Source organism: Wolbachia endosymbiont of Phyllotreta cruciferae (assembly GCF_918697765.1).
Lineage (GTDB): Bacteria > Pseudomonadota > Alphaproteobacteria > Rickettsiales > Anaplasmataceae > Wolbachia > Wolbachia pipientis.
On record NZ_OU953855.1, the window covers coordinates 1,384,178 to 1,406,795 of the forward strand.

General features: G+C 34.8%; 15 protein-coding genes, 1 tRNA gene and 1 pseudogene. 7 read left to right on the top strand and 10 right to left on the bottom strand.

Annotated elements, in window-relative coordinates; translation table 11 throughout:
- Positions 1-23: 23 nt before the first annotated feature.
- The 3 genes and pseudogenes from hemC to NL281_RS06465 form a co-directional block, all read left to right on the top strand.
- A complete protein-coding gene (gene hemC, locus NL281_RS06455; protein ID WP_253303705.1) occupies positions 24-902 on the top strand; it encodes a hydroxymethylbilane synthase in 879 nt (292 codons plus the stop codon).
- A gap of 347 nt (positions 903-1,249) precedes the next feature.
- On the top strand, positions 1,250-1,459 hold the full coding sequence (locus NL281_RS06460; protein WP_370273934.1) for a hypothetical protein: 210 nt from the start codon (positions 1,250-1,252) through the stop codon (positions 1,457-1,459).
- Positions 1,460-1,609: 150 nt separating this feature from the next.
- Positions 1,610-2,065, top strand: a pseudogene (locus NL281_RS06465) (FAD-binding protein); the annotation flags it as partial.
- Positions 2,066-2,192: 127 nt separating this feature from the next.
- Here the strand turns inward: NL281_RS06465 and NL281_RS06470 are convergent.
- From NL281_RS06470 to NL281_RS06510, 9 genes are all read right to left on the bottom strand, one after another.
- Positions 2,193-3,362, bottom strand: coding sequence for an IS4 family transposase (locus NL281_RS06470; RefSeq protein WP_253302993.1), 1,170 nt, complete (start codon positions 3,360-3,362; stop codon positions 2,193-2,195).
- A gap of 190 nt (positions 3,363-3,552) precedes the next feature.
- A complete protein-coding gene (locus tag NL281_RS06475) occupies positions 3,553-4,509 on the bottom strand; it encodes an IS5 family transposase (RefSeq protein ID WP_253303014.1) in 957 nt (318 codons plus the stop codon).
- Positions 4,510-5,319: 810 nt separating this feature from the next.
- Positions 5,320-6,579, bottom strand: a complete 1,260-nt coding sequence (locus NL281_RS06480; protein WP_010962509.1) for a cbb3-type cytochrome c oxidase subunit I — start codon at positions 6,577-6,579, stop codon at positions 5,320-5,322.
- A gap of 34 nt (positions 6,580-6,613) precedes the next feature.
- Positions 6,614-7,909: a Na+/H+ antiporter NhaC family protein gene (locus NL281_RS06485; protein ID WP_253303194.1), complete on the bottom strand. Its 1,296-nt coding sequence runs from the start codon at positions 7,907-7,909 to the stop codon at positions 6,614-6,616.
- A gap of 289 nt (positions 7,910-8,198) precedes the next feature.
- Positions 8,199-10,652 carry an endopeptidase La gene (lon, locus tag NL281_RS06490; RefSeq protein ID WP_141456951.1) on the bottom strand — a complete coding sequence of 818 codons (2,454 nt, stop codon included), beginning with the start codon at positions 10,650-10,652 and terminating at the stop codon, positions 8,199-8,201.
- Between the two features lie 15 nt (positions 10,653-10,667).
- Positions 10,668-11,945: an ATP-dependent Clp protease ATP-binding subunit ClpX gene (clpX, locus tag NL281_RS06495; protein WP_253303195.1), complete on the bottom strand. Its 1,278-nt coding sequence runs from the start codon at positions 11,943-11,945 to the stop codon at positions 10,668-10,670.
- Positions 11,945-12,571 carry an ATP-dependent Clp endopeptidase proteolytic subunit ClpP gene (gene clpP, locus NL281_RS06500; RefSeq protein ID WP_006280254.1) on the bottom strand — a complete coding sequence of 209 codons (627 nt, stop codon included), beginning with the start codon at positions 12,569-12,571 and terminating at the stop codon, positions 11,945-11,947. Before clpP ends, clpX begins: the two co-directional genes overlap by 1 nt.
- An 11-nt stretch (positions 12,572-12,582) precedes the next feature.
- Positions 12,583-13,917 carry a trigger factor gene (gene tig, locus NL281_RS06505; protein ID WP_155968869.1) on the bottom strand — a complete coding sequence of 445 codons (1,335 nt, stop codon included), beginning with the start codon at positions 13,915-13,917 and terminating at the stop codon, positions 12,583-12,585.
- A 158-nt stretch (positions 13,918-14,075) separates the two neighbouring features.
- A tRNA-Leu gene (locus NL281_RS06510) sits at positions 14,076-14,157 on the bottom strand.
- A 140-nt stretch (positions 14,158-14,297) separates the two neighbouring features.
- On the opposite strand from NL281_RS06510, the gene NL281_RS06515 reads away from it, so the two are divergent.
- From NL281_RS06515 to NL281_RS06530, 4 genes are all read left to right on the top strand, one after another.
- Complete coding sequence (locus NL281_RS06515) at positions 14,298-14,894, top strand: BON domain-containing protein (RefSeq protein WP_006279461.1); 597 nt, start codon at positions 14,298-14,300, stop codon at positions 14,892-14,894.
- 60 nt (positions 14,895-14,954) lie between these two features.
- Positions 14,955-15,884 (top strand): glutathione synthase, encoded by a 930-nt coding sequence (gene gshB, locus NL281_RS06520; RefSeq protein WP_253303196.1) that lies wholly within the window; start codon positions 14,955-14,957, stop codon positions 15,882-15,884.
- Between the two features lie 279 nt (positions 15,885-16,163).
- Positions 16,164-17,333: an IS4 family transposase gene (locus NL281_RS06525; RefSeq protein ID WP_253303197.1), complete on the top strand. Its 1,170-nt coding sequence runs from the start codon at positions 16,164-16,166 to the stop codon at positions 17,331-17,333.
- Between the two features lie 133 nt (positions 17,334-17,466).
- Complete coding sequence (locus tag NL281_RS06530; RefSeq protein ID WP_253303014.1) at positions 17,467-18,423, top strand: IS5 family transposase; 957 nt, start codon at positions 17,467-17,469, stop codon at positions 18,421-18,423.
- A gap of 1,083 nt (positions 18,424-19,506) precedes the next feature.
- On the opposite strand, the gene NL281_RS06535 is transcribed toward NL281_RS06530, so the two are convergent.
- Positions 19,507-22,605: a phosphoribosylformylglycinamidine synthase subunit PurL gene (locus tag NL281_RS06535; RefSeq protein ID WP_253303198.1), complete on the bottom strand. Its 3,099-nt coding sequence runs from the start codon at positions 22,603-22,605 to the stop codon at positions 19,507-19,509.
- Positions 22,606-22,618 lie beyond the last annotated feature (13 nt).

Consider the following 22,618-nt stretch of genomic DNA (forward strand, 5'->3'; position numbering starts at 1 on the left):
AGTTGACGCCATTGATCGTACACATGCTAGTCAAAATAGGCACCAGAGGAAGCAAGCTTGCAGTTGCCCAGGCTTTGGAAGCAAAACAAAAGTTGCTGGATTCTTTTCCTAACTTATCTATTGAAATTATTAAAATAAAAACTTCTGGAGATAAGTATGCAAACGCAAATCTTGCTGAAATAGGAGGTAAAGGATTATTCATTAAAGAAATTGAGACTGAATTGCTCGAAAATAATATAGACATGGCAGTTCACTCGCTAAAGGATGTGCCTGCGTTTTTCTCAGGGGGTTTAACAATTCCTTGTGTTTTAGAAAGGCTAAGTTCATGCGATGCGTTTATTTCTCATAAACACAATAGCCTTGAGTCTTTGCCACAGCAGGCTACTATTGCCACTTCTTCAATAAGAAGAAAAGTTCAGTTGTTAAATGTTAGACCAGATTTAAATATAGTACCGCTACGTGGAAATGTAACAACCAGATTGCAAAATCAAAGTTTTGATGGAATAATTCTAGCTGAAGCAGGACTCATAAGATTAGAAAAACATCACTTGATTACAGAGGTATTGCCACCGAAAGTTATGTTAAGTGCAGTGGGGCAGGGGGCGGTTTGTATTCAATGTAGAAGGAATGATGTAAAAATTATCGATCTTTTAGAGAAAATTAATAATAATATGTCTTTTATAGGAGTGAAATCAGAGCGCAGTTTTATGAAGACAGTGAATGGTTCATGTTTTACACCACTTGCAGCTTTGGCTGAATATGTGAGCGAAAATATGCTACACCTTCGTTGTATGTTAGCAAGTGGAAAAAATATATACTTCACTGAGCGCACTTCATTTATAGAAGATGCGGAGAAAATGGGTATGGATGCAGGATTAGAGTTGAAATCAAAATGCTTATAAGCTTACCTAAAGTACGTGGAATCTATCGTTATGATGTCTTAATGTCTAAAGCGACGTGGTTAAATGCTTACTATTACCCACAAATAAAAACATAGTATTGTATTTACTCAAATAATTTAATTTTATTAACCTGAAAGCTTATTAGATTAAAATTATTAAACTAAGAGTTATAATTTTAGCAACTAAAAGCTGTAAATTGCACCATATAAACAGTTATTTCAAGCAAAAGTTATGCCATTAAGAGCTATGCAACAAACATTTATATTTGTGGGTAATAGTAAGGGTTAAATGTTGGTGGACGAGCTGATGTATTATTTAAACCATGTGATATTGAAGATTTAACATACTTGATTAAAAATACTGAACTGCCAGTTAGCGTTATTGGTGCAACATCCAACATAATAGTGCGAGATAGTGGCATTCGAGGAATAACAGTAAAATTAGGTAAGGAGTTTGCATATATTAAAAGTAAGGGTAACAACTCTATTGTAGCCTTACTATTACCCACAAATATAAATGTTTGTTGCATAGCTCTTAATGGCATAACTTTTGCTTGAAATAACTGTTTATATGGTGCAATTTACAGCTTTTAGTTGCTAAAATTATAACTCTTAGTTTAATAATTTTAATCTAATAAGCTTTCAGGTTAATAAAATTAAATTATTTGAGTAAATACAATACTATGTTTTTATTTGTGGGTAATAGTAAGTATTGTAGCTGGGGGAGCTGTGCTGCTCAGCAACCTTGCTCACTTTGCGGGAAATCAGCAGATTAGTGGGTTGGAGTTTCTAGTTGGAATTCCAGGAACAGTTGGTGGCGGAATAGAAATGAATGCAGGTGCATATGGTAGTGATATCGCAAGTGTTGTACAATCCATAAAAGCAGTGAATCTAGAGGATGGAAACCTATATGAGTTCTCCAGCGAAGAAATGGGGTATTTTTACCGTGGACATAGCCTAAAAGGAAATTGGATTTTTGTTGAAGCTGAGTTTAAAGGAGTAAACTCAGAGTATGAGCTTATACTGCAAAGGTTAAAGGAAGTTATTGAGAGGAAAAATAAAAGCCAGCCAATAAGAGGAAAAACTGCTGGGTGCATATTCAAAAATCCAAAAAACTACCGAGCATGGGAGTTAATTGATAAATCTGGCTGCCTAGGGTTAAATACTTACTTTTACCCACAAATGTAAAAAGTGAGTAAGCTAAATAATTTAGGATCAAAATGATAGAAACAAGTACAAGCGTGCAATATACAGATGGCTTAGGGGATAAATGGCATAAGTGTTGAAAGTATCAAAAATAACGTGATATGAGATGATCAACGGCATGTAAATTACCTCCCGACAGTAAAACAATCGAACGTATAAAAGAGTCATTTAGATCCAATGTGAATTGCAGTAATGCTATTTTGAACCCATGTAGATTATTTTTGATTTTATAAACAAGAAATAACAAAGCCGTAATAATAATCATGTAAATATACACCTTCATGCCATTCATAGTATGGCTTAAAAAGTGCTTATATCCAAGATTTTGCTTTATAAATTTAAAGAACACTTCTATATCCCATCTGCGCCTATATAGCTCTGTTACTTCATAAGCTGGCATTTCAAACAAGTTTGTCAAAAACCATATTTCATCTCCAATTTTATTTCTGATTTTTATTAGCCGTAGATCATGCTTTTCTGCCACTTTACCTCGTGCACGATAAAGATTAACTATTATATCTTCTAAAATCTCTGATCCATCCGATTTTTGTTCTCTTATAACTTTGTTCCTGCTTATAACATCATGTTTTCTTCCTACTTTAACTCTTGTGATAAATTTGTACTCCTTTTCATCAAATTCGGCAAAAGTTCCAACTTTTCTGATTCCTCTATCAAATAATAAAATATCCTCTTTTTCAACTTTAGCTTCATTAATTGCTCTCACTAATGCTATATCTTCACTACTTTCTTCTTGTCCTTTACAAAATCTTATACTTGTCGGCAATTGATCCTTTAATCCTACACTCACTTTAACTTGACTGTCGTTACTTTTACCGCCTATTTTTAGCCCATCTTTTATGAGATATCCCGATAAATTTATGATCGTCGAATCAAACTTATGTAAGTTATTTAATGTTTTTTGGGGTAATAGCTTTTTAATCTTGCTCATCAAATCAATATATACTCCCTTAAAATATTCTGGATTTATAACTTTTAACCTTTTTGACAAACCACTGTATGTTACTGTACTTTTATCGCTATTCTTATCCATTATACACCTGTTTATTACCATTTCTAGCGCTCTTAGGCTTGTTTTTTGCCCCATTAATATTAACTTCATTAGACCTTTAAATATAATCTTGCCCAACAATTTAGTATTACATTTATCTACTTCACTTAATTTTCCTAGCCTTTCTAAATCCTCATCTTTTATTAAATTTAGTACTCTTTCTATTTGATCCATTATTGCCTCCATTTTCTTGCAATAATAGTTCTTTATGTCTTTTTTGTGTTACTTTCAACACTTATGCCCAGTGCCCCTATGATGTCATCCAAGTAGCCTCCCTCTCCTGTCATCCCAGTGCTCCTTTTTTTGTCATCCGAGTAGCTGACACTGGGATGGCTTTGTTGCATCACACTTTATGAGATGGTGATTTATGGTAAATTCATGTAACTATCTCAAATTTAGCCATACCAATATCAGTGAATTTATTAAGCAAATAGCATTTGATTAGCAGTTCTTTTTCTCGATTTATCTCAGATTTATTCCTAAAACTAAATCCGAATATTTGCTTTAATCTTGAGAAAAACCCTTCAATATAAGATCTTTTCCCATAATTTACTTCTTTTTTCCATTCTTTCATGCCATCTTCACCGTATAATTTTATTAACCTAATAGCAGCATTCCTGTCAGACATATAATCTATTTCTGGATGTTCTGCCGCATTGTTTATTGGTGGAATTTTTGTCTTTATATCATATTTGTTACACAACTTATAAAACTTGTGCCTATCACATGCTCTATCTGCATATAGTGCTTTTATGGCATGCTGAAAATCAACTTCTTTTAGCAAATCACAAGCTCCATAGTGATCAGAGTAGACACCGTTACTGTATTTTACAGCTATGGCTTTTTTGTTGTTTATATTCAACATTACGTGCAATTTTCTCGTTTGCTCATAGCCACGATATTTTCTGTCAGTGCTATTTTCCTTGCTGTGACCAGGAGTGTTGTTGTATATACTAATTCCTGTACTGTCTATAGCAATTTCGATATCTTCCATATTATTTTTATCAATTCTGCAATCATTTATCTTAATATTAAGTTTCTTAAACCTTCTTGATGCTTGTGAATAGCTGATAACTGCCAAATCTCTTCCTATTTGTTGCAAATACCCTTTTATAAACCCGACTGTTTGTCTTAAACCAATTCTAAAGAAACTGACGATTATATGCACCAAAATCACAACTTTATCACTATAAATATAGTTGCCGCCCTGCATTTTTGGACAATTCTCGTACCAATTTTCTATGGCGTCATTGATATAACAAAAAATGCTTCCTCTTTCTTGGAGAAATTTGTTATATTCATGGCAGTTACTGACTCTCATTTTTTGTGGCATATTTTTTCTTCAACAGTTAAATGGCTATTTATAATGAATTTTGTCAGTAACTGCCAGTTCTTTTCACTTGAGCGATGCAACAAAGCCCACTGGGATCCAGGAATTTTATTAAGTTGGTAAGCATAAAAGTGTTATGTAAAATACAACGTTCTTGATGGGATTGCGTGAAATGCTGGATCCCAGTGTCTGGGCACTGGGATGACAAAGGAGGACAGTGTCAGCTACTCGGATGACAAAAAAAGGAGCACTGGGATGACAGCAGTCCTACGTCATACCGCCGCGGTATCTCTAGATCCCGCTAACAAGTAGCGGGATGACGATTGTCGTTTAGCCATAAATATTAAGAAATTTACCAAATGAAAAAAAAGGCAAAAGAAGCCCCGTGATGGTTGGCTATTTACTATGTACTAAAATATCGGCGTTTTTTTTATTCTAAAACGCTTGATTAAGAGCGATTTAGCTGCTTTTAACTTGCAACTAACCTACACCGCAAGTGTTTAAGAAATTTACTAAGCAGGAAAAAAGGCAAAGAAACCCCGTAGTAGCTAGCATTCAAATTCTCCCTTGTCAATTTGACGTTTTTTGCTGTCTTAAACGCTTTGTAAGCGCGTTTCGGCTTATATAGGTAAAAACCCAGAAATTTTTAAAGACATGCGATGCACGTAGTGCGAAAAATTAAACATGAGACGCCAAATACCCTAAGTTTTTTGTCATTAACCTGCACAGATTGCGAAGATAAATAAATAGCTTCAGTTTCATGATAAGGGGGCTGGCGGAGTTTGTCAAGTAAGTTTTTTTTGTTTCTATGGGTCAGTTGGTACGCGCTTTGCCTTTTAACAGATGTAAAAGCACAATTATTACGAACAACATTCCACCAACAACTGATATAGCGCCACCTATAATGAAGCACGTGCGTGCTAACATTGACGAAATGCTTGGCAGATCTGCAACCTTCCTTAAAGCACCATATCCACCAAGCCACACAAGGCCAGTGATATGGAGAAAATGCCCTATACTGTAGGCATAAATCTGTAATCTTACCATGGAACTTTTTATCTCTTTAAAGTTTAATTTAGGTAACATCCAGTAGACAAAATTCATAAAAGCTATAGTGATACCAACTACAGAACCATGGTAATGAGCGGGAATCGTGACATTACCTTCAATAGTCAACACTCCGAGCACATCTCCATAAGTGAACAACAAAAATGAATGTAATAAATAGTTGCTTTTATCATTAATAAAAGTTCTGATGTTGTAGCACACTAATATTATCAAAAAGCACGGCAAAACTGCTCCAGCAATCCTCATATGCCAAGTAAAAAACTGTATTAACTTGGCACTATCAACTGGATAAACAAAATATACAAACGGTGCGCCTACAGCTAAAATCGTGTTTATAAATAGTGGTAAAATAGTAATTTTATTGTTTGAAGCTAAACTAATATCATTGGAACTTAGCATTATTAAATAGACTAAAAACATTCCTTGAGTAAAAGCAAACTGCAATAAATGTCCGCCTCCCCAAAAGAGATATTCGTAAAATAAATTATTATCTGAGTGATATAGACCTGGAGGCATATTATTATATGCTAAAACAAAGCAAAGAAATGACGATACAAGTATAATAACTAGCCCAATTTGCCCAACAGAGAGAAATGAAACCTCTTTTTTTGATGTGTATGCTAGCATTGTATTTACTAATATACTGGCAATAAATAAACTGAGTCCAAGTAAAAATAATTTGTTTTGTAATACGGGAATATAGTTACTTTTGATAACTTCAGTATTTGGAACGAATGCGGATATAAACATGAGCAGCATCGAAAGGGTTGATAGAACCCATGAAAAGTTAAACCAACTATTGGTATTTTGTAGGTTTATGATAAAGAGCAGAGATATTATAGAGCACATCCACACTAAAATTGATAAGTTCACGTGTATTACCAGCGCATTATCAAAAATATATTGTGCAGAAGGAACAAGAGAGGAGATAAAAGGCAATCGTAGAAAAATAACAATTATTGACAGTAACCCAGAGCAAGCAAGAGCACATACTGCCAAGAACATCCATTTTCTACAGAGCGGAGCGTTGTCTTGTATATTAAGCACAATCTTTTTTCTCAATTTTGTTCAATACAATATATAACACTGCAATAATACCTAAAACATAGCAATAGTATACGTGTGGCACGACTGCCAAAGGTGAAACTCCAGCAATAGTGCTAGCCAAAAGCAATTGAGCGCCATACGGTATTAATCCTTGAAATACACAAGAAAATATGCCTAGCCATGCTGCACTATAGTGAGGCGGTATTTCATATTTCTTAGCAATATCTCTAGCAATTTCACCGCTAAAAATTATAGCGATGGTATTATTTGCAAGTAAAATATCAAATATACTGACTATTTTTGCAATAAATAACTGCGCTGTTTTTTGTCCACCACGTTGTATCATAACCCAAGATGAAAGTTTATCTGCAAACTCCTTAGAATTTTTACCTACCAGTCCTGAAAGCCCGCCAACCATCAATGACAGTAGCATAATTTCATGCATACTCATAAACCCCTTAGTGATGTTTTGGCTTAAAAACAATAAACCATGATTGTTGTTATTTATAAATCCAATGATTCCAGCAAAAGTTATGCTTAAAACCAATGCCGTAAATACATTTATTCCAAAGTTTGCAAGCAATATAAGTATTATGTAAGGAGTCACAAGCAATAAAGAATACTCCTTAACTGAAATAGCAGCACTATTGCTTGAGCTATAAAATAATATAATTATTGTGAATATAGAAGCAATTAGTGCCACTTTTGCATTCAGTTTTAATTTTTTCTTTATATCAGCCTTTTGAGACATCACAGATGCAATTGTAGTATCAGAGATAATAGATAAATTGTCACCAAACATTGCTCCTCCTACAACGGTTGCAACTCCTAAGGAAGGAGAAATCCCAGCTTGTGTCAGTTCAACTGCAATAGGAGCAATTGTTGCAATGGTGCCCATTGATGTACCAATAGCAGTGGAGATGAAAGCTGCTACAAAAAATAATCCTATGAGTAAAAATTGTGTTGGTATAAATGAAAGAGCCAAATTAACTGTGGCATCAGCACTACCGATTGCTTTAGTTACTTCACTGAATGCACCTGCAAGTAAAAAAATGATGCACATAGTGATAATATTACGATCTCTTACTCCATCTAGAAAGGCATACATTTTTTCTTCAGTATTGCCCTTGTATAAAACCCAACCCAGAGCTATGGCAGGAACAATGGCTACCAGTGGAGATAACTGATAAAAAGCATTTGACACGCCAAGAATAGTAAAATATATACCACTTCCTACAAAAAGAAATAGGAACAGTAAAATAGGCAAAAAATTTGTAAGATAAAACATACCTCTACTCCAGCTCTGATAAACGCAAATCAACTATGATATGATTTATATTATTATAAACCACAGTTAGCACCTTGACCAAGGTTTTTCTAGAAAGCAATCTACCAGAAAAGGTTTCCATGAAAAGGACTATTATAATATATCATCTACTTGAATTAAACTGGGAGATAGAATAAGTAAAAAATATGAATAACATAACAACAAAGCAAGTCATATCCTTATGGGATGCACAAGTTGGTGGATTTTTGCCGGATAAAAGAGAAATGGAGATTGATAATATTTTTTTAATCTAATGCTTCAATGTTTCCGACATAGGAAAAGTATCATCTTTACTTTCTATAGAGGAAGGCACACTATTTTGATTATCATCACCATCAATTGGAGTAGTAGGGTGCATTAAAGCAACTTTCATAACTTCATCAATATTCTTAGCAAAAACTACGTTGATCCCCTCTTTGATGCTTGCCGGAATCTCTTGCATATCTTTCTCATTTTCACTTGGTATAATCACAGTTTTGATTGATCCTCTGAGCGCTGCAAGCAATTTTTCTCTTAAGCCCCCAATAGCTAAAACTCTACCACGCAATGTCACTTCGCCTGTCATAGCAACATTTTTGTTAACTGGTATATTCGTCATAAGAGAAACAATAGACGTACATACCGCGCCGCCAGCAGAAGGGCCATCTTTTGGTACTGCACCCTCAGGTACATGTAAATGTATATCATTATTTTGGAATTTTTCGGGCTTTATACCAAAAAACAAACAATTTGATCGAATATAACTATACGCAGCTTTTATAGATTCTTGCATAACCTCTCCAAGCTTTCCTGTGTATTTTATTTCTCCCTTGCCCGGAATTAGGACTGATTCTATCATCAAAATATCACCACCTGTTTCAGTATAGGCGAGCCCAGTTACTATTCCTACTAAACTCTCATTTTCCGCAATGCCAAAGGTATATTTACGTACCCCTAAATAATCTTGTAAATTGTCAACCCCTACGGATATTTTCTTATTTTTATCAGTCAATATTTCTTTAACTGCCTTTCTCATGAGCTTTGCAAGCTCCCTTTCCATACTCCGCACACCACTTTCACGTGTATATAAACGTATCAACTCGTATAACGCCTCATTAGTTATGTCCCATTCCTTCTGATACAAACCATGCTCCTTCTTTAACTTCGGAATAAGGTGGTGTGTAGCAATACTGATTTTTTCATCTTCAGTATACCCGGACAATTGTATAATTTCCATCCTATCACGCAAAGGATGTGGTAAATTTAAGCTGTTTGCCGTAGCTACAAACATTACACTTGAAAGATCAAACTCAACTTCCAAGTAATGATCCGTAAAGTGTTTATTGTGCTCAGTATCTAAAACCTCAAGTAATGCAGATGCAGGATCGCCACGCGAATCAGAACCCATCTTATCTATTTCATCAAGCAGAAAAAGCGGGTTGCATGAATTAGCTTTTTTCATGTGTTGAATGATTTTACCAGGCATTGAGCCAATATAAGTTTTCCTATGCCCTCGTATCTCAGACTCATCACGCACACCACCAAGAGCTATGCGAACAAAATCTCTTCCTACTGCTCTTGCCATAGACTTAGCTAAAGAAGTTTTACCAACACCTGGCGGTCCAACTAAGCAAAGTATAGGACCTTTTATCTCTTTTACTCTTTTTAATACCGCTAAAAATTCTATTATTCTATCTTTTACTTTCTCTATGCCATAATGATTTTCATCTAAGATTTTCTTAGCTGCATTTAAGTTAATTTTTGCATCTTTGTACTTTCCCCATGGCAACTCAAGCAACCAATGCAAGTAACTAGATATAACTGTAGCTTCAGGAGAAATGGGATTCATTTTCTTGTATCTCTTCAAATCAGTTATAGCTTTCTCTCTTGCTTCCTGAGAAAGCTTTGTTTCATTTATCTTTTTTTCAAATTCATTGAGTATATTCCCTTCATCACCATTCTCAAATTCGCCTAATTCTTTCTGTATAGCTTTCAATTGCTCGTTAAGGTAGTAAACTTTCTGAGTGCTTTCAACTTGCGATTTAATTGTCTTATATAAACGGTTTTGTGCGTTCAAAATACTCATTTCTCTCTCAATAAAAGCAAAAGCTTTTTTTAAACGCTCTTCTGGGTCATAAGCCTCAAGTATACTTTGTTTATCTGATACTTTTATATTTAAATGTGAAGCTACCGTGTCTACAAGTTGATCAACTTCTTTGATTTGATCAATGGAGTTAATGGCAACCTCGGGTTGATTTTTCTTGTTTAGCTTACACCAGCTATCGAACGCGTCTACAACAGACCGCCTTAAAGCTTCTAAATCAATATTGTCTTCATCTTCTTTATAATGATTGTCTAACTCTACCCTGGCTTGTAATAAAGTATGAGAGCTAATATATTCTACAACTCTTCCCCTTCTTATCCCCCGGATTATAACTTTTACTGCATTGTCAGGTAATTTTATTAACGGTTGTACAATGCTTGCTAACACACCTACTTCATAAAGATCTTCAGGCTCTGGATTATCAACAGAGCCATCTTTCTGTGCTACAAGAAAAATCTCATTTTGGTGATTACTACTACTTATTGCATACTCTAGTGCATTAACAGATTTTTCTCTGCCTATGAATAAAGGCACCATTATATTTGGAAAAATTACTACATCTCTTAAAGGTAATACTGGCAATGCAGTAAAACTAGAGCTTACAGCACGTTCAATGTTCATAATATATGCCTCAAATTAATCATTAACCGTTATAACATTGCCATTGTTATTATGATTAACCATTGCTTTTCCTAATTCTACCATTTTCTTAGTGATTACTATAGTGCTACCTTCAAAGCCTCCGTTTCCAGATGTATACATAATGTCAAGCAAAAGTGACTCCAAGATAGCACGTAACATTCTTGCACCTGTTTTGTAGCTTATAGCCTTTTTAGCAATAGCTGATATTGCTTCATCTGAAAACTCAAGGTTTACTTTGCTAAACGCAAGCAATGCTTTGTACTGTTTTATTAGTGCATTCCTTGGCTCTGTCAACACATGTATTAAATCTTCATGATCCAGCTCATCTAAAACAGCAGTTATTGGAACCCGCCCTACAAATTCGGGTATTAAACCGAATTTGATTAAATCTTCAGGTTGAACATCATGTAAAGCATTCTTTTTCTTTTGCTCTTTAGACTGACTTATATCTGCTCCAAAGCCAACTGACGTTCCCTTTTTTCTCGCTTCAATAATTTTATCGAGGCCTTCAAAAGCTCCTCCACAAATAAACAGTATGTTACTAGTATCCACTTGTATAAACTCTTGTTGTGGGTGTTTTCGCCCTCCTTGTGGCGGAACATAAGCAACTGTACCCTCCATAATCTTAAGCAGAGCTTGCTGGACCCCTTCACCTGAAACGTCACGGGTTATTGAAGTGCTTTCAGATTTTCTTGTAATCTTGTCTATTTCATCTATAAACACTATACCACGCTGTGCTTTTACAACGTCATAATTTGCAGCTTGTAATAAACGCGACAACACGCTTTCTACATCATCACCCACATAACCTGCCTCAGTTAAAGTTGTCGCATCAGCCATAGCAAATGGCACATCTGAAACTTTAGCAAGTGTTTTGGCTAGCAAAGTCTTACCAGAACCAGTGGGACCAATAAGCATTATATTTGACTTCTCGATTTCAATATCACTTATAGCATGAAATTGTACCATGGATTGACAATGGTTATACATAGCTACAGATAAAACGTGTTGCGCGTGTTCTTGACCTACAACATGCTTGCTGAGAAAGTTTTTTATATCCTCAGGTTTCTTTAGTAATAGCTTCATATCAGATATACGATCTGAATTAAAAGATCTATCTTTCTTTTGACTTATTGCTTTATGGGATAATTCTATGCACTCATTACAAATAAACACCTTTAAACCATCCGAAGAGTTAGTAATCAATTTATCTACTTCATCTTGCGCCTTGTTGCAAAAAGAACAGTAGTGTAAATCATTATTGTTATCCATTAACCCACCTTTTGTTTAACTTTAATATTTTCAATTTCAATATCTGTACGCTCAGCTATCACCCTGTCAATTAAGCCAATTTTCCTTGCTTCTTCAGGATCCATGAATTTATCTCTTTCCATCATTCCTTCAATTTTCTTCAGTGAATTTCCAGTATGTTTTTCATAAATTTGATTTAGTTTTTTCTTAACCCGCAAAATTTCATTAGCATGTATTTCTATATCAGTTGCTTGACCATGATAACCACCAGATGGCTGATGTATCATAATTCTTGAATGAGGTAGAGAGTAGCGCTTACCTTTTGTACCAGCTGCAAGCAATAAAGAACCCATAGACGCAGCTTGACCTATACATAAAGTTGAAACGTCTGGGTTTATATACTGCATTGTATCGTAGATCGACAAACCAGCAGTTACAACACCACCTGGTGAGTTGATGTACATACAAATGTCTTTATCGGGATTTTCCGATTCTAAAAATAAAAGCTGTGCTACTATTACACTGGCCATATTGTCTTCAATAGGACCTGTTACAAAAATTATTCTTTCTTTCACTAGTCTTGAATATATGTCATAAGCGCGCTCACCGCGACTAGTTTGTTCAACTACAATTGGTATAAGAGTCATACCTTTTCCTATTAAATATTATCAAATAATTCCTTTAATTCTTTCACAGAAACAATCTGCTCTTCTTTACTAACTTTTTCTATTATATAATCTGTCACTTTATACTCAAGCGCTTGCCCTCTAACTAATTCTTGAAATTGTTTATTTGATTCAAAATGCTTAAGTACTCTGTCAAATTGCACATCTTTACTGACATATTGATTTACAATAACACTCAAAACATCATTTTGAGTTAATGATATTTTATGTTCTGCACTAAATTTCATAAATAACATAGCAAGCTTTACACGTTTTTCAGCTTCTTTACGAGAATCATTTTGAGCACCCAATTCTCCTTCCATTCTTTGTTGCTCCTGTTTTACTATGTCTGTGGGTAAATCAAAACTATAATTAGCATCCAAATAATCAAACAGCTCCTTTTTAATTAAGAGATTTCTCATTTCGGTGCACTGATCACCAATCATTTTTTTTGCATGATTTATTAGCAAAGAATAATCTTTAAACCCAATACTCTTAGCTATTTCATCATCATTTTCAAAATCTTTGGCAATTTGAATCTCATTAACTCGCACAGAAAAATCAGCTTCCTGTCCTGCAAGGGAAATGGCTTGGTAATTTTCAGGAAATTTCAACTTAAAGTTCTTTGTTTCTCCCTTTTTCATACCAGTTAATTGATCTTCAAAACCATTAATAAATGTGCCAGACCCTAAATTAACGGCAAAATCTTTGCTACTTCCACCTTGAAAGAGCTTATTCCTAATCCGCCCTTCAAAATCAATTATCAATTTATCCCCATCTTTCGCTTGATAAGAAGCATCATCAACAGAGGCAAAATTGGGGAACTTTGTTTTGATAGAATCAATAAATTCTTTTATATCTTCCTCTTCAATCTTTGCTTCAATTTTCTTTAAGTTTATTTTGTCAAGATCTATCATCGGTACTTCAGGCATCGACTCAAAAGATAGCTTGTATACAAAATTGCCCTCCTCATTTTCTTTGCCCAGATCTGGTAATGATATAACATCAACCTTAGGATAAATGTGAGACTTGACTTCAATTTTTTTCATCAAATCACTTGAGCAATAATCAATTGTATTATTTATCACATATTCCAAAGCCTCGTTTTTATAATTTGCAACAACAAGGTCATAGGGCATCTTTCCAGCCCTAAATCCAGGTGATTTTGCATTTTCTGCTATCTCTTGCAACCTGGAATTTACCTTTTGTTTTATATAATCACTACCAACTGTGATTTCATACTCATACTTTAGTTTATCTATACTAAGCTCTTTGTAGGTATATACGCTACTTACTTCGACTGTATTTTGAGGTATATTATTAGACATCATAATTCATTTATTAACATTTTAATTCATATCTTAATAGAGTCATTTTACCAGAATTTAAGTTAAACACAATCCTTAAGAACAGGTTTTTACACAAACAAAAGTGTATTTAGTGATTATAAATTTTCCCTTAAAACCTAAGTTACATGACTTTAAAGTGCGGATAGAGGGACTTGAACCCCCACGAGCAAGCTCACCAGGACCTAAACCTGGCACGTCTACCAATTCCGCCATATCCGCAAGAAATTTTTAGTACCCTATTATAGGTATTCCATTAAAAATATTCAAGGTTTAAAGTCTTACTTAATTTATGGTATTTACACAATCAAAAAAGCTTATTAACATTTCTTAATGAAAGCTCTAAACCCTGAAAATCAATAATGAGATTAATAACAAGCTTCTTGCTCGCAATTTTTTTGATTACACAAAGTGGTTGCACAACCCTTATAATAGGTGGTGTGGTGGCTACAGCGACAGCAACAGCAATAACAATGCAGGACAAATCCTTGGGAAATATCATTGATGATACGACTATGGTCATCAGAATTAATAAGGGGCTCTTAAAACATGGGCTATTTTCATCCATAAAGGTTAAAGTAAGTGAAGGAAGAGTATTGCTCATTGGAAGTGTTGACACTCCTGAAAAACAACTTACAGCAGAAAAAATAGCTTGGCAGCAAAAAGAAATTAAAGAAGTGATAAATGAAATAAGAGTAATACCAATTCAAATGGCTTCCATGCTAGACACCACTGTAGATGGCATGATAACAGCGGAAATAAGAACAAGACTCCTGGGAAAAAGAAATATTAAGTCAATTAATTATAGCGTTAATACGGTTGATAGAGTTGTTTATTTGATGGGTATAGCCCAAAATAAAGCGGAATTAAAAGCTGTAATAGCAATTGCAAGAAAAGTAAAGGGAGTAAAACAAGTTGTAAGTTATGTACGATACAGGTACAGTAAGTTACGCCATTAGGCAAAAATCGCTTTCAAATTATAACATTTGTACAGTTGTGACAATAGGTAGAGAACATAAATGAAAATTGCCTTTCAGATGGATGAAAATATAAATTTTGAAACTGACACTACATTCGTGCTAATAAAGGAAGCACAAAGGAGGAAGCACGAAGTTTTTGTCTATGCTCCTAACAATTTAGCACTAAAGCTAAACCATCCAATTGCTCTGGCTCAGAAAGTCAGCGTTGATGATTTTAGTTTTATCTCTAAAGAGGATGTAGCAATCAACTTGAATGAAATGGACATCATATTTATCAGACAGGATCCACCCTTTGATATGCGTTATATTACAACAACATATATCTTAGAAAAAACCAGCGCATTGGTAATTAACAATCCAACAGAAATAAGAAATTGTCCTGAAAAATTGATAACTTCATTATTTCCAGAGCTAATTCCGCCAACTTTGATTACTGAAAATATATCAATGATTAGAGATTTCTACTACAACTATCAAGATATTATTCTGAAGCCATTGTATAGTTATGGAGGAAACGATGTGATAAGAATACAAGATGAGAATAGTATTCAAGTAGTAGTGGATCTCATGATAGCAAAATACGAATGCCCTGTGATTGCACAATCATTTTGTAAAAACATAGATAAAGATAAAAGAATATTGCTACTTTATGGCCAACCAATTGGTGTAATGAAACGAATTCCAAAAATCAGTGGAGAGATCAGAACAAACATGCGACTTGGAGCAAGTTTTGAGCCCGCTCAAATGAACGATAGAAACAATGAAATATGTAACAAAATTGGTCCTGAATTAAAGAAAAGAGGGCTAATATTTGTTGGTATTGATATTATAGATGACTTCCTGCTCGAAATTAACACAACTTCACCCACGGGAGTAGTTTATATCAATGAATTGTATAATATATCGCTAGAAAAGGATCTTTGGGACGTGTTTGAAGAAAAAGCAAGCAGCCATCAACTAAACCTGTGAACAATCAATGGCGTCAACTTAAGAACTTTCATTAGCAAACTCTCCTAAAGACATGATGGCGTTTGGGCTTATCTACCTTATCGCGGCTATACAATCGTCCCGGTCGGATTTTAACTCTTACTTTTACCCACAAATGTAAAAAGTGAGTAAGCTAAATAATTTAGGATCAAAATGATAGAAACAAGTACAAGCGTGCAATATACAGATGGCTTAGGGGATAAATGGCATAAGTGTTGAAAGTAACACAAAAAAGACATAAAGAACTATTATTGCAAGAAAATGGAGGCAATAATGGATCAAATAGAAAGAGTACTAAATTTAATAAAAGATGAGGATTTAGAAAGGCTAGGAAAATTAAGTGAAGTAGATAAATGTAATACTAAATTGTTGGGCAAGATTATATTTAAAGGTCTAATGAAGTTAATATTAATGGGGCAAAAAACAAGCCTAAGAGCGCTAGAAATGGTAATAAACAGGTGTATAATGGATAAGAATAGCGATAAAAGTACAGTAACATACAGTGGTTTGTCAAAAAGGTTAAAAGTTATAAATCCAGAATATTTTAAGGGAGTATATATTGATTTGATGAGCAAGATTAAAAAGCTATTACCCCAAAAAACATCAAATAACTTACATAAGTTTGATTCGACGATCATAAATTTATCGGGATATCTCATAAAAGATGGGCTAAAAATAGGCGGTAAAAGTAACGACAGTCAAGTTAAAGTGAGTGTAGGATTAAAGGATCAATTGCCGACAAGTATAAGATTTTGTAAAGGACAAGAAGAAAGTAGTGAAGATATAGCATTAGTGAGAGCAATTAATGAAGCTAAAGTTGAAAAAGAGGATATTTTATTATTTGATAGAGGAATCAGAAAAGTTGGAACTTTTGCCGAATTTGATGAAAAGGAGTACAAATTTATCACAAGAGTTAAAGTAGGAAGAAAACATGATGTTATAAGCAGGAACAAAGTTATAAGAGAACAAAAATCGGATGGATCAGAGATTTTAGAAGATATAATAGTTAATCTTTATCGTGCACGAGGTAAAGTGGCAGAAAAGCATGATCTACGGCTAATAAAAATCAGAAATAAAATTGGAGATGAAATATGGTTTTTGACAAACTTGTTTGAAATGCCAGCTTATGAAGTAACAGAGCTATATAGGCGCAGATGGGATATAGAAGTGTTCTTTAAATTTATAAAGCAAAATCTTGGATATAAGCACTTTTTAAGCCATACTATGAATGGCATGAAGGTGTATATTTACATGATTATTATTACGGCTTTGTTATTTCTTGTTTATAAAATCAAAAATAATCTACATGGGTTCAAAATAGCATTACTGCAATTCACATTGGATCTAAATGACTCTTTTATACGTTCGATTGTTTTACTGTCGGGAGGTAATTTACATGCCGTTGATCATCTCATATCACGTTATTTTTGATACTTTCAACACTTATGGCCAGTGCCCCTATGATGTCATCCCAGTGGGCTTTGTTGCATCGCTCAAGTGAAAAGAACTGGCAGTTACTGACAAAATTCATTATAAATAGCCATTTAACTGTTGAAGAAAAAATATGCCACAAAAAATGAGAGTCAGTAACTGCCATGAATATAACAAATTTCTCCAAGAAAGAGGAAGCATTTTTTGTTATATCAATGACGCCATAGAAAATTGGTACGAGAATTGTCCAAAAATGCAGGGCGGCAACTATATTTATAGTGATAAAGTTGTGATTTTGGTGCATATAATCGTCAGTTTCTTTAGAATTGGTTTAAGACAAACAGTCGGGTTTATAAAAGGGTATTTGCAACAAATAGGAAGAGATTTGGCAGTTATCAGCTATTCACAAGCATCAAGAAGGTTTAAGAAACTTAATATTAAGATAAATGATTGCAGAATTGATAAAAATAATATGGAAGATATCGAAATTGCTATAGACAGTACAGGAATTAGTATATACAACAACACTCCTGGTCACAGCAAGGAAAATAGCACTGACAGAAAATATCGTGGCTATGAGCAAACGAGAAAATTGCACGTAATGTTGAATATAAACAACAAAAAAGCCATAGCTGTAAAATACAGTAACGGTGTCTACTCTGATCACTATGGAGCTTGTGATTTGCTAAAAGAAGTTGATTTTCAGCATGCCATAAAAGCACTATATGCAGATAGAGCATGTGATAGGCACAAGTTTTATAAGTTGTGTAACAAATATGATATAAAGACAAAAATTCCACCAATAAACAATGCGGCAGAACATCCAGAAATAGATTATATGTCTGACAGGAATGCTGCTATTAGGTTAATAAAATTATACGGTGAAGATGGCATGAAAGAATGGAAAAAAGAAGTAAATTATGGGAAAAGATCTTATATTGAAGGGTTTTTCTCAAGATTAAAGCAAATATTCGGATTTAGTTTTAGGAATAAATCTGAGATAAATCGAGAAAAAGAACTGCTAATCAAATGCTATTTGCTTAATAAATTCACTGATATTGGTATGGCTAAATTTGAGATAGTTACATGAATTTACCATAAATCACCATCTCATAAAGTGTGATGCAACAAAGCCATCCCAGTGTCAAGCACATAGCTGTACGAACGTTGTAGTTTAGGAGCAATTCCCACCAGTGGGCCAGTGCCCAGACACTGGTTCTATGCAACTTAATTAAAAACGTTTGTTTTAGCGTAAGACAACTACCTTTAGCTCATCAGCTCAGTTATAAGCAAAATTTCTGGATTCCAGACTGGAATGACACCATTTGCTGTGCAATTTACCTTCAAAAATGAATGTTCGTACAGCTATGTGTCAAGCACTGGGATGACACCATTCTTTTTTCTGGATTCCAGACTGGAATGACACCCCCCTGATAGGCTCAAATCATAGTGTTTGTACAGTTGTGGGTTTAGGCTACCTATAAATTCTAAACTGTTGTTACGTATTAGGACCACCAAATACACCCCCAGGACCCAAAGTCAGTTTAGCTATATCAGAAAACAGGTTATGTGGAAATCTTAAAATACTTCTTGTTCGCCAAGCAAAATAAATACATTCCTACAAACAAGCAGATGCTCAATACTGACACATAAGAAAACTTAAAAATTAAATCTCTAATGTATATTGATAAGCATTTACCTGCAGAAAATTTGTATAGTAATCCAACACATACAACGGCACTATCAACCACTGATGCTATAATTAAAGTAATGAAATTTGCCATATGAAAATTCAACTTGGACTTCAATTTTTCAAAAATAATTATGCTTGAGAGAAGAGATACTAAAATTGCAGTATATGAAATCAATATCATCAAATTAAAACTTTGCCATTTAAAAACACAACATAGCGCTGTACACACTATTAAGTTGTACGTAGCTTTGCTTCTGCCATAAAATTCAACCATTGAATTTACAACTAAAGCAGCTCCCACAAATAAGGCAGCACATATCATCAATTTATTTGAAGTGTTGAGTAAAGAAAGACTGATAAACAGGAGTATCGATAAAATAGACATAATTACCTACCCAAAATTAATAACATACATTCATTCTAAATAAACATTACATATAGTAAAAGAGTTATTTAGCATAATAAGAAAAATATTTTATATTAGCATGCCACATCTTTCAGATCTACTTTTAAAACATCCTTTATGTTTAGCACCTTTTTCTCTGTTACTTTGCCAATACATGAATAAACTGCACCTTCAAACAATTCTTCAAACCTCTTCTGATTTTGTGGTGCAATAGTAACCAAAATTCTACTTTGCGATTCAGAAAACATTATTATCTTGTTTATTATGTCTGTATTTTGTATTTTTCCTATTGGCACTAGTGAAAGATCGATTTCAGCACCAAGGTCTCCTGCAATTAGCGATTTTGCCAGAGCAATAACTAATCCGCCTAAGTTTGGTGCAATTGCAGAGGCAATTATGCCATCTTTTATTGCCTGGTTGTAACGCTCATACAACTTCCTAGCGCTCTTTGCATCAACTTTTGGTACGTTGTTATTACCTATTCCACTATATAACTGATATTCAGATCTACCAAGTTCATCAAGTGTTTCTCCAAGCACATATATCAAGTCCCCTGGCATTTTTACATCAAGCGATACCGCATTTTCAATATTTTCTATAATTCCAATTGCTGAGATGAGTAATGAAGGTGGTGCAGAGATTATCACTTTCTCGCCATTTTCATCATATCCCTTGAAGTCATTGAACATACTGTCTTTTCCGGATATGAATGGTGTTTTAAATGCAGTTGCGAAGTCGTAACAAGCCTCTGCAGCTTTCTTTAGTTGCCACAACCTTTCTGGATTATAAGCATCACACCAGCAAAAATTGTCGAGCAACGCTAGATGATTTATATTTCCTCCTGCGGCTACATAGTTGCGTATCGCGGTGTCAATTGCACATGCTGCCATGTGGTAGGTGTCAATTTCTCCATAACTTGAGCCAAATCCTTGCGATTTTACAACACCTTTATTTGAAGAAAGAACAGGCCTTGAGACAATAGCTTCGCTGCACATTCTTCCCTTGCCTTGCAGTGGTTTTAACACTGACGATCCTTGAACCTCATGATCATATTGCACCACTATGAACTCTTTACTGCAAATGTTTGGTCTGCTTAACATTTCTTTTAATTCAATTTCTAAAGAAGGCGAACTTGTTGTCATTCCAGCGCGTGGCGCTGGAAGCCCCTTAGACCACGGCTTTGTCTGTAAATGCATTTTAGGATTACCATCATGCAGAAATTCAGTTCCGATATCCATTATTACTGTCCCTTTAGGACATTTAACAACGGCTTTACCACTCTCATTAAACTCTCCAATCACACAAACCTCCACATCATGTTTTTTCATGATTTGCTTAAACATAGGGAGATTTTCTTCTGGCACTGCTAAGGTCATTCTCTCTTGTGATTCTGATATCCATATTTCCCACGGAGCCATACCATCGTTTTTAAGGAGAACCTTGCTCAAATCAACTTCAAATCCGTCTCTTCCCATTTCACCAATAGACGACGACAGCCCACCTGCTCCATTGTCCGTTATTGCATTATAAAGACCAAGATCTCTTGCTTTTATGACGGCATTGGATAGTTTTTTTTGTGTTATAGGGTCACCAATTTGCACAATCGTTGAAGGGCTGTTTCCCGACAAAGCCTCTGAAGAAAACGTTGCACCGTGAATTCCGTCCCTTCCAACTCTTCCACCAATAATTACGATTTTATCGCCGTTTTTAGGCCCTTTGATGTGTGAAGGTGCGTTATTTATATTGCGCGGAATAATTCCTACGCTGCCAACAAAGACCAGCGGCTTGCCACAAAATCTATCGTCAAAATATACCGATCCAAGTTGTGTTGGAATACCAGAGCAATTACCAGCAACATTAACACCGTGAATCACTTCTTTCATTATATATTTTGGCGGTAAGATCTCATCAGTGCGCTCTTTATCCCTATAAAATTTGCCTTTTGCTTCTTTGGCAAAGCAAAAGTAATAGGTATTCATTATAGGCTCTGCGCCTTTACCGAAACCAACTATATCACGATTTACTCCAAGTACCCCAGTCATTGCTCCACCAAACGGATCAAGCGCCGAAGGGCTATTGTGAGTTTCAACTTTATCTACGATTAAGTAATCGTCATTAAAAATTATTCCTCCGGCATTGTCGGAGAAAACTGACACGCATATGTCAGAATTTATCTCACGCGTTGCACGCTTAATATAATGTGCGTATAGGCCATCTTTTATTTCATCAATGGGAGAGCAAAAGATATTGTGCTTACAATGTTCAGACCAAGTTTGTGCTAGGGACTCAAGTTCAATATCATATGGATTTCTATTAAGTTTTTTAAAGTAATCCTTTATAGCTTTCATTGCTGCCAGAGAGAGCCCTAAAGTGCCATTACCATCGATTCCATCTCTGCTGATTTTCTCAAGTTCTTGGTCACTTACATTTAAATCAACAGATTTAGCTCCATTACTACTTGATATCACTCCAGTGCTCTCTTCTGTCATCCCAGCCCCTTCTTTTGTCATCCCAGTGCTTGACACTGGAATCCATTCTTTTTTTTCCTGGTCACGCGCTGGAATGACACCGGAGTGGGTATTTAATGACTTATATTTACCATAATATTTCCAGCTATAGTTATTATTTTCTTTACAGATAAGTGTGCAATACTCAGTGATAGGGTTGAATTCTTGCTTTATATAATCTTCGGTTGGCATGCTTCCTTTACCCAAAATCAATTTTGAACTTCTTGCCTTAATCTCAATTGGTGTCATTCCAGCGCGTGACGCTGGAATCTGCGTTTTCTCTTTCTGGATCCCAGTGTCAAGCACTGGGATGACAAAAGAAGGGGCTGGGATGACAGACTGGTCGATATAGCCTTTGTTTATTAAATATTCTCTAACAATTTGTTTCGCTGTGTTGCCTACATTATCGGTCATGCCAGGTAAAAAGCTTATTTCCAAGCCCCACTCAGCTTGTGGTTCTATGAAGTCATATTGAACTTCTTCAAGGTTTTCGTTGTAGGAATAATAACGGCAGTCTTGTATGACTTTATTATAAAATAGCCCACAAATTTCTTCATATAATTTTGGTGGTAATTCTTTGTGTATATAAATCGAGTAAACGTTGACTAACCATCTGCAGCCAACTTGCTCACATTTATTTAAAACTTCTATTCTGATGTTTGTCATGTAATGTTATAAA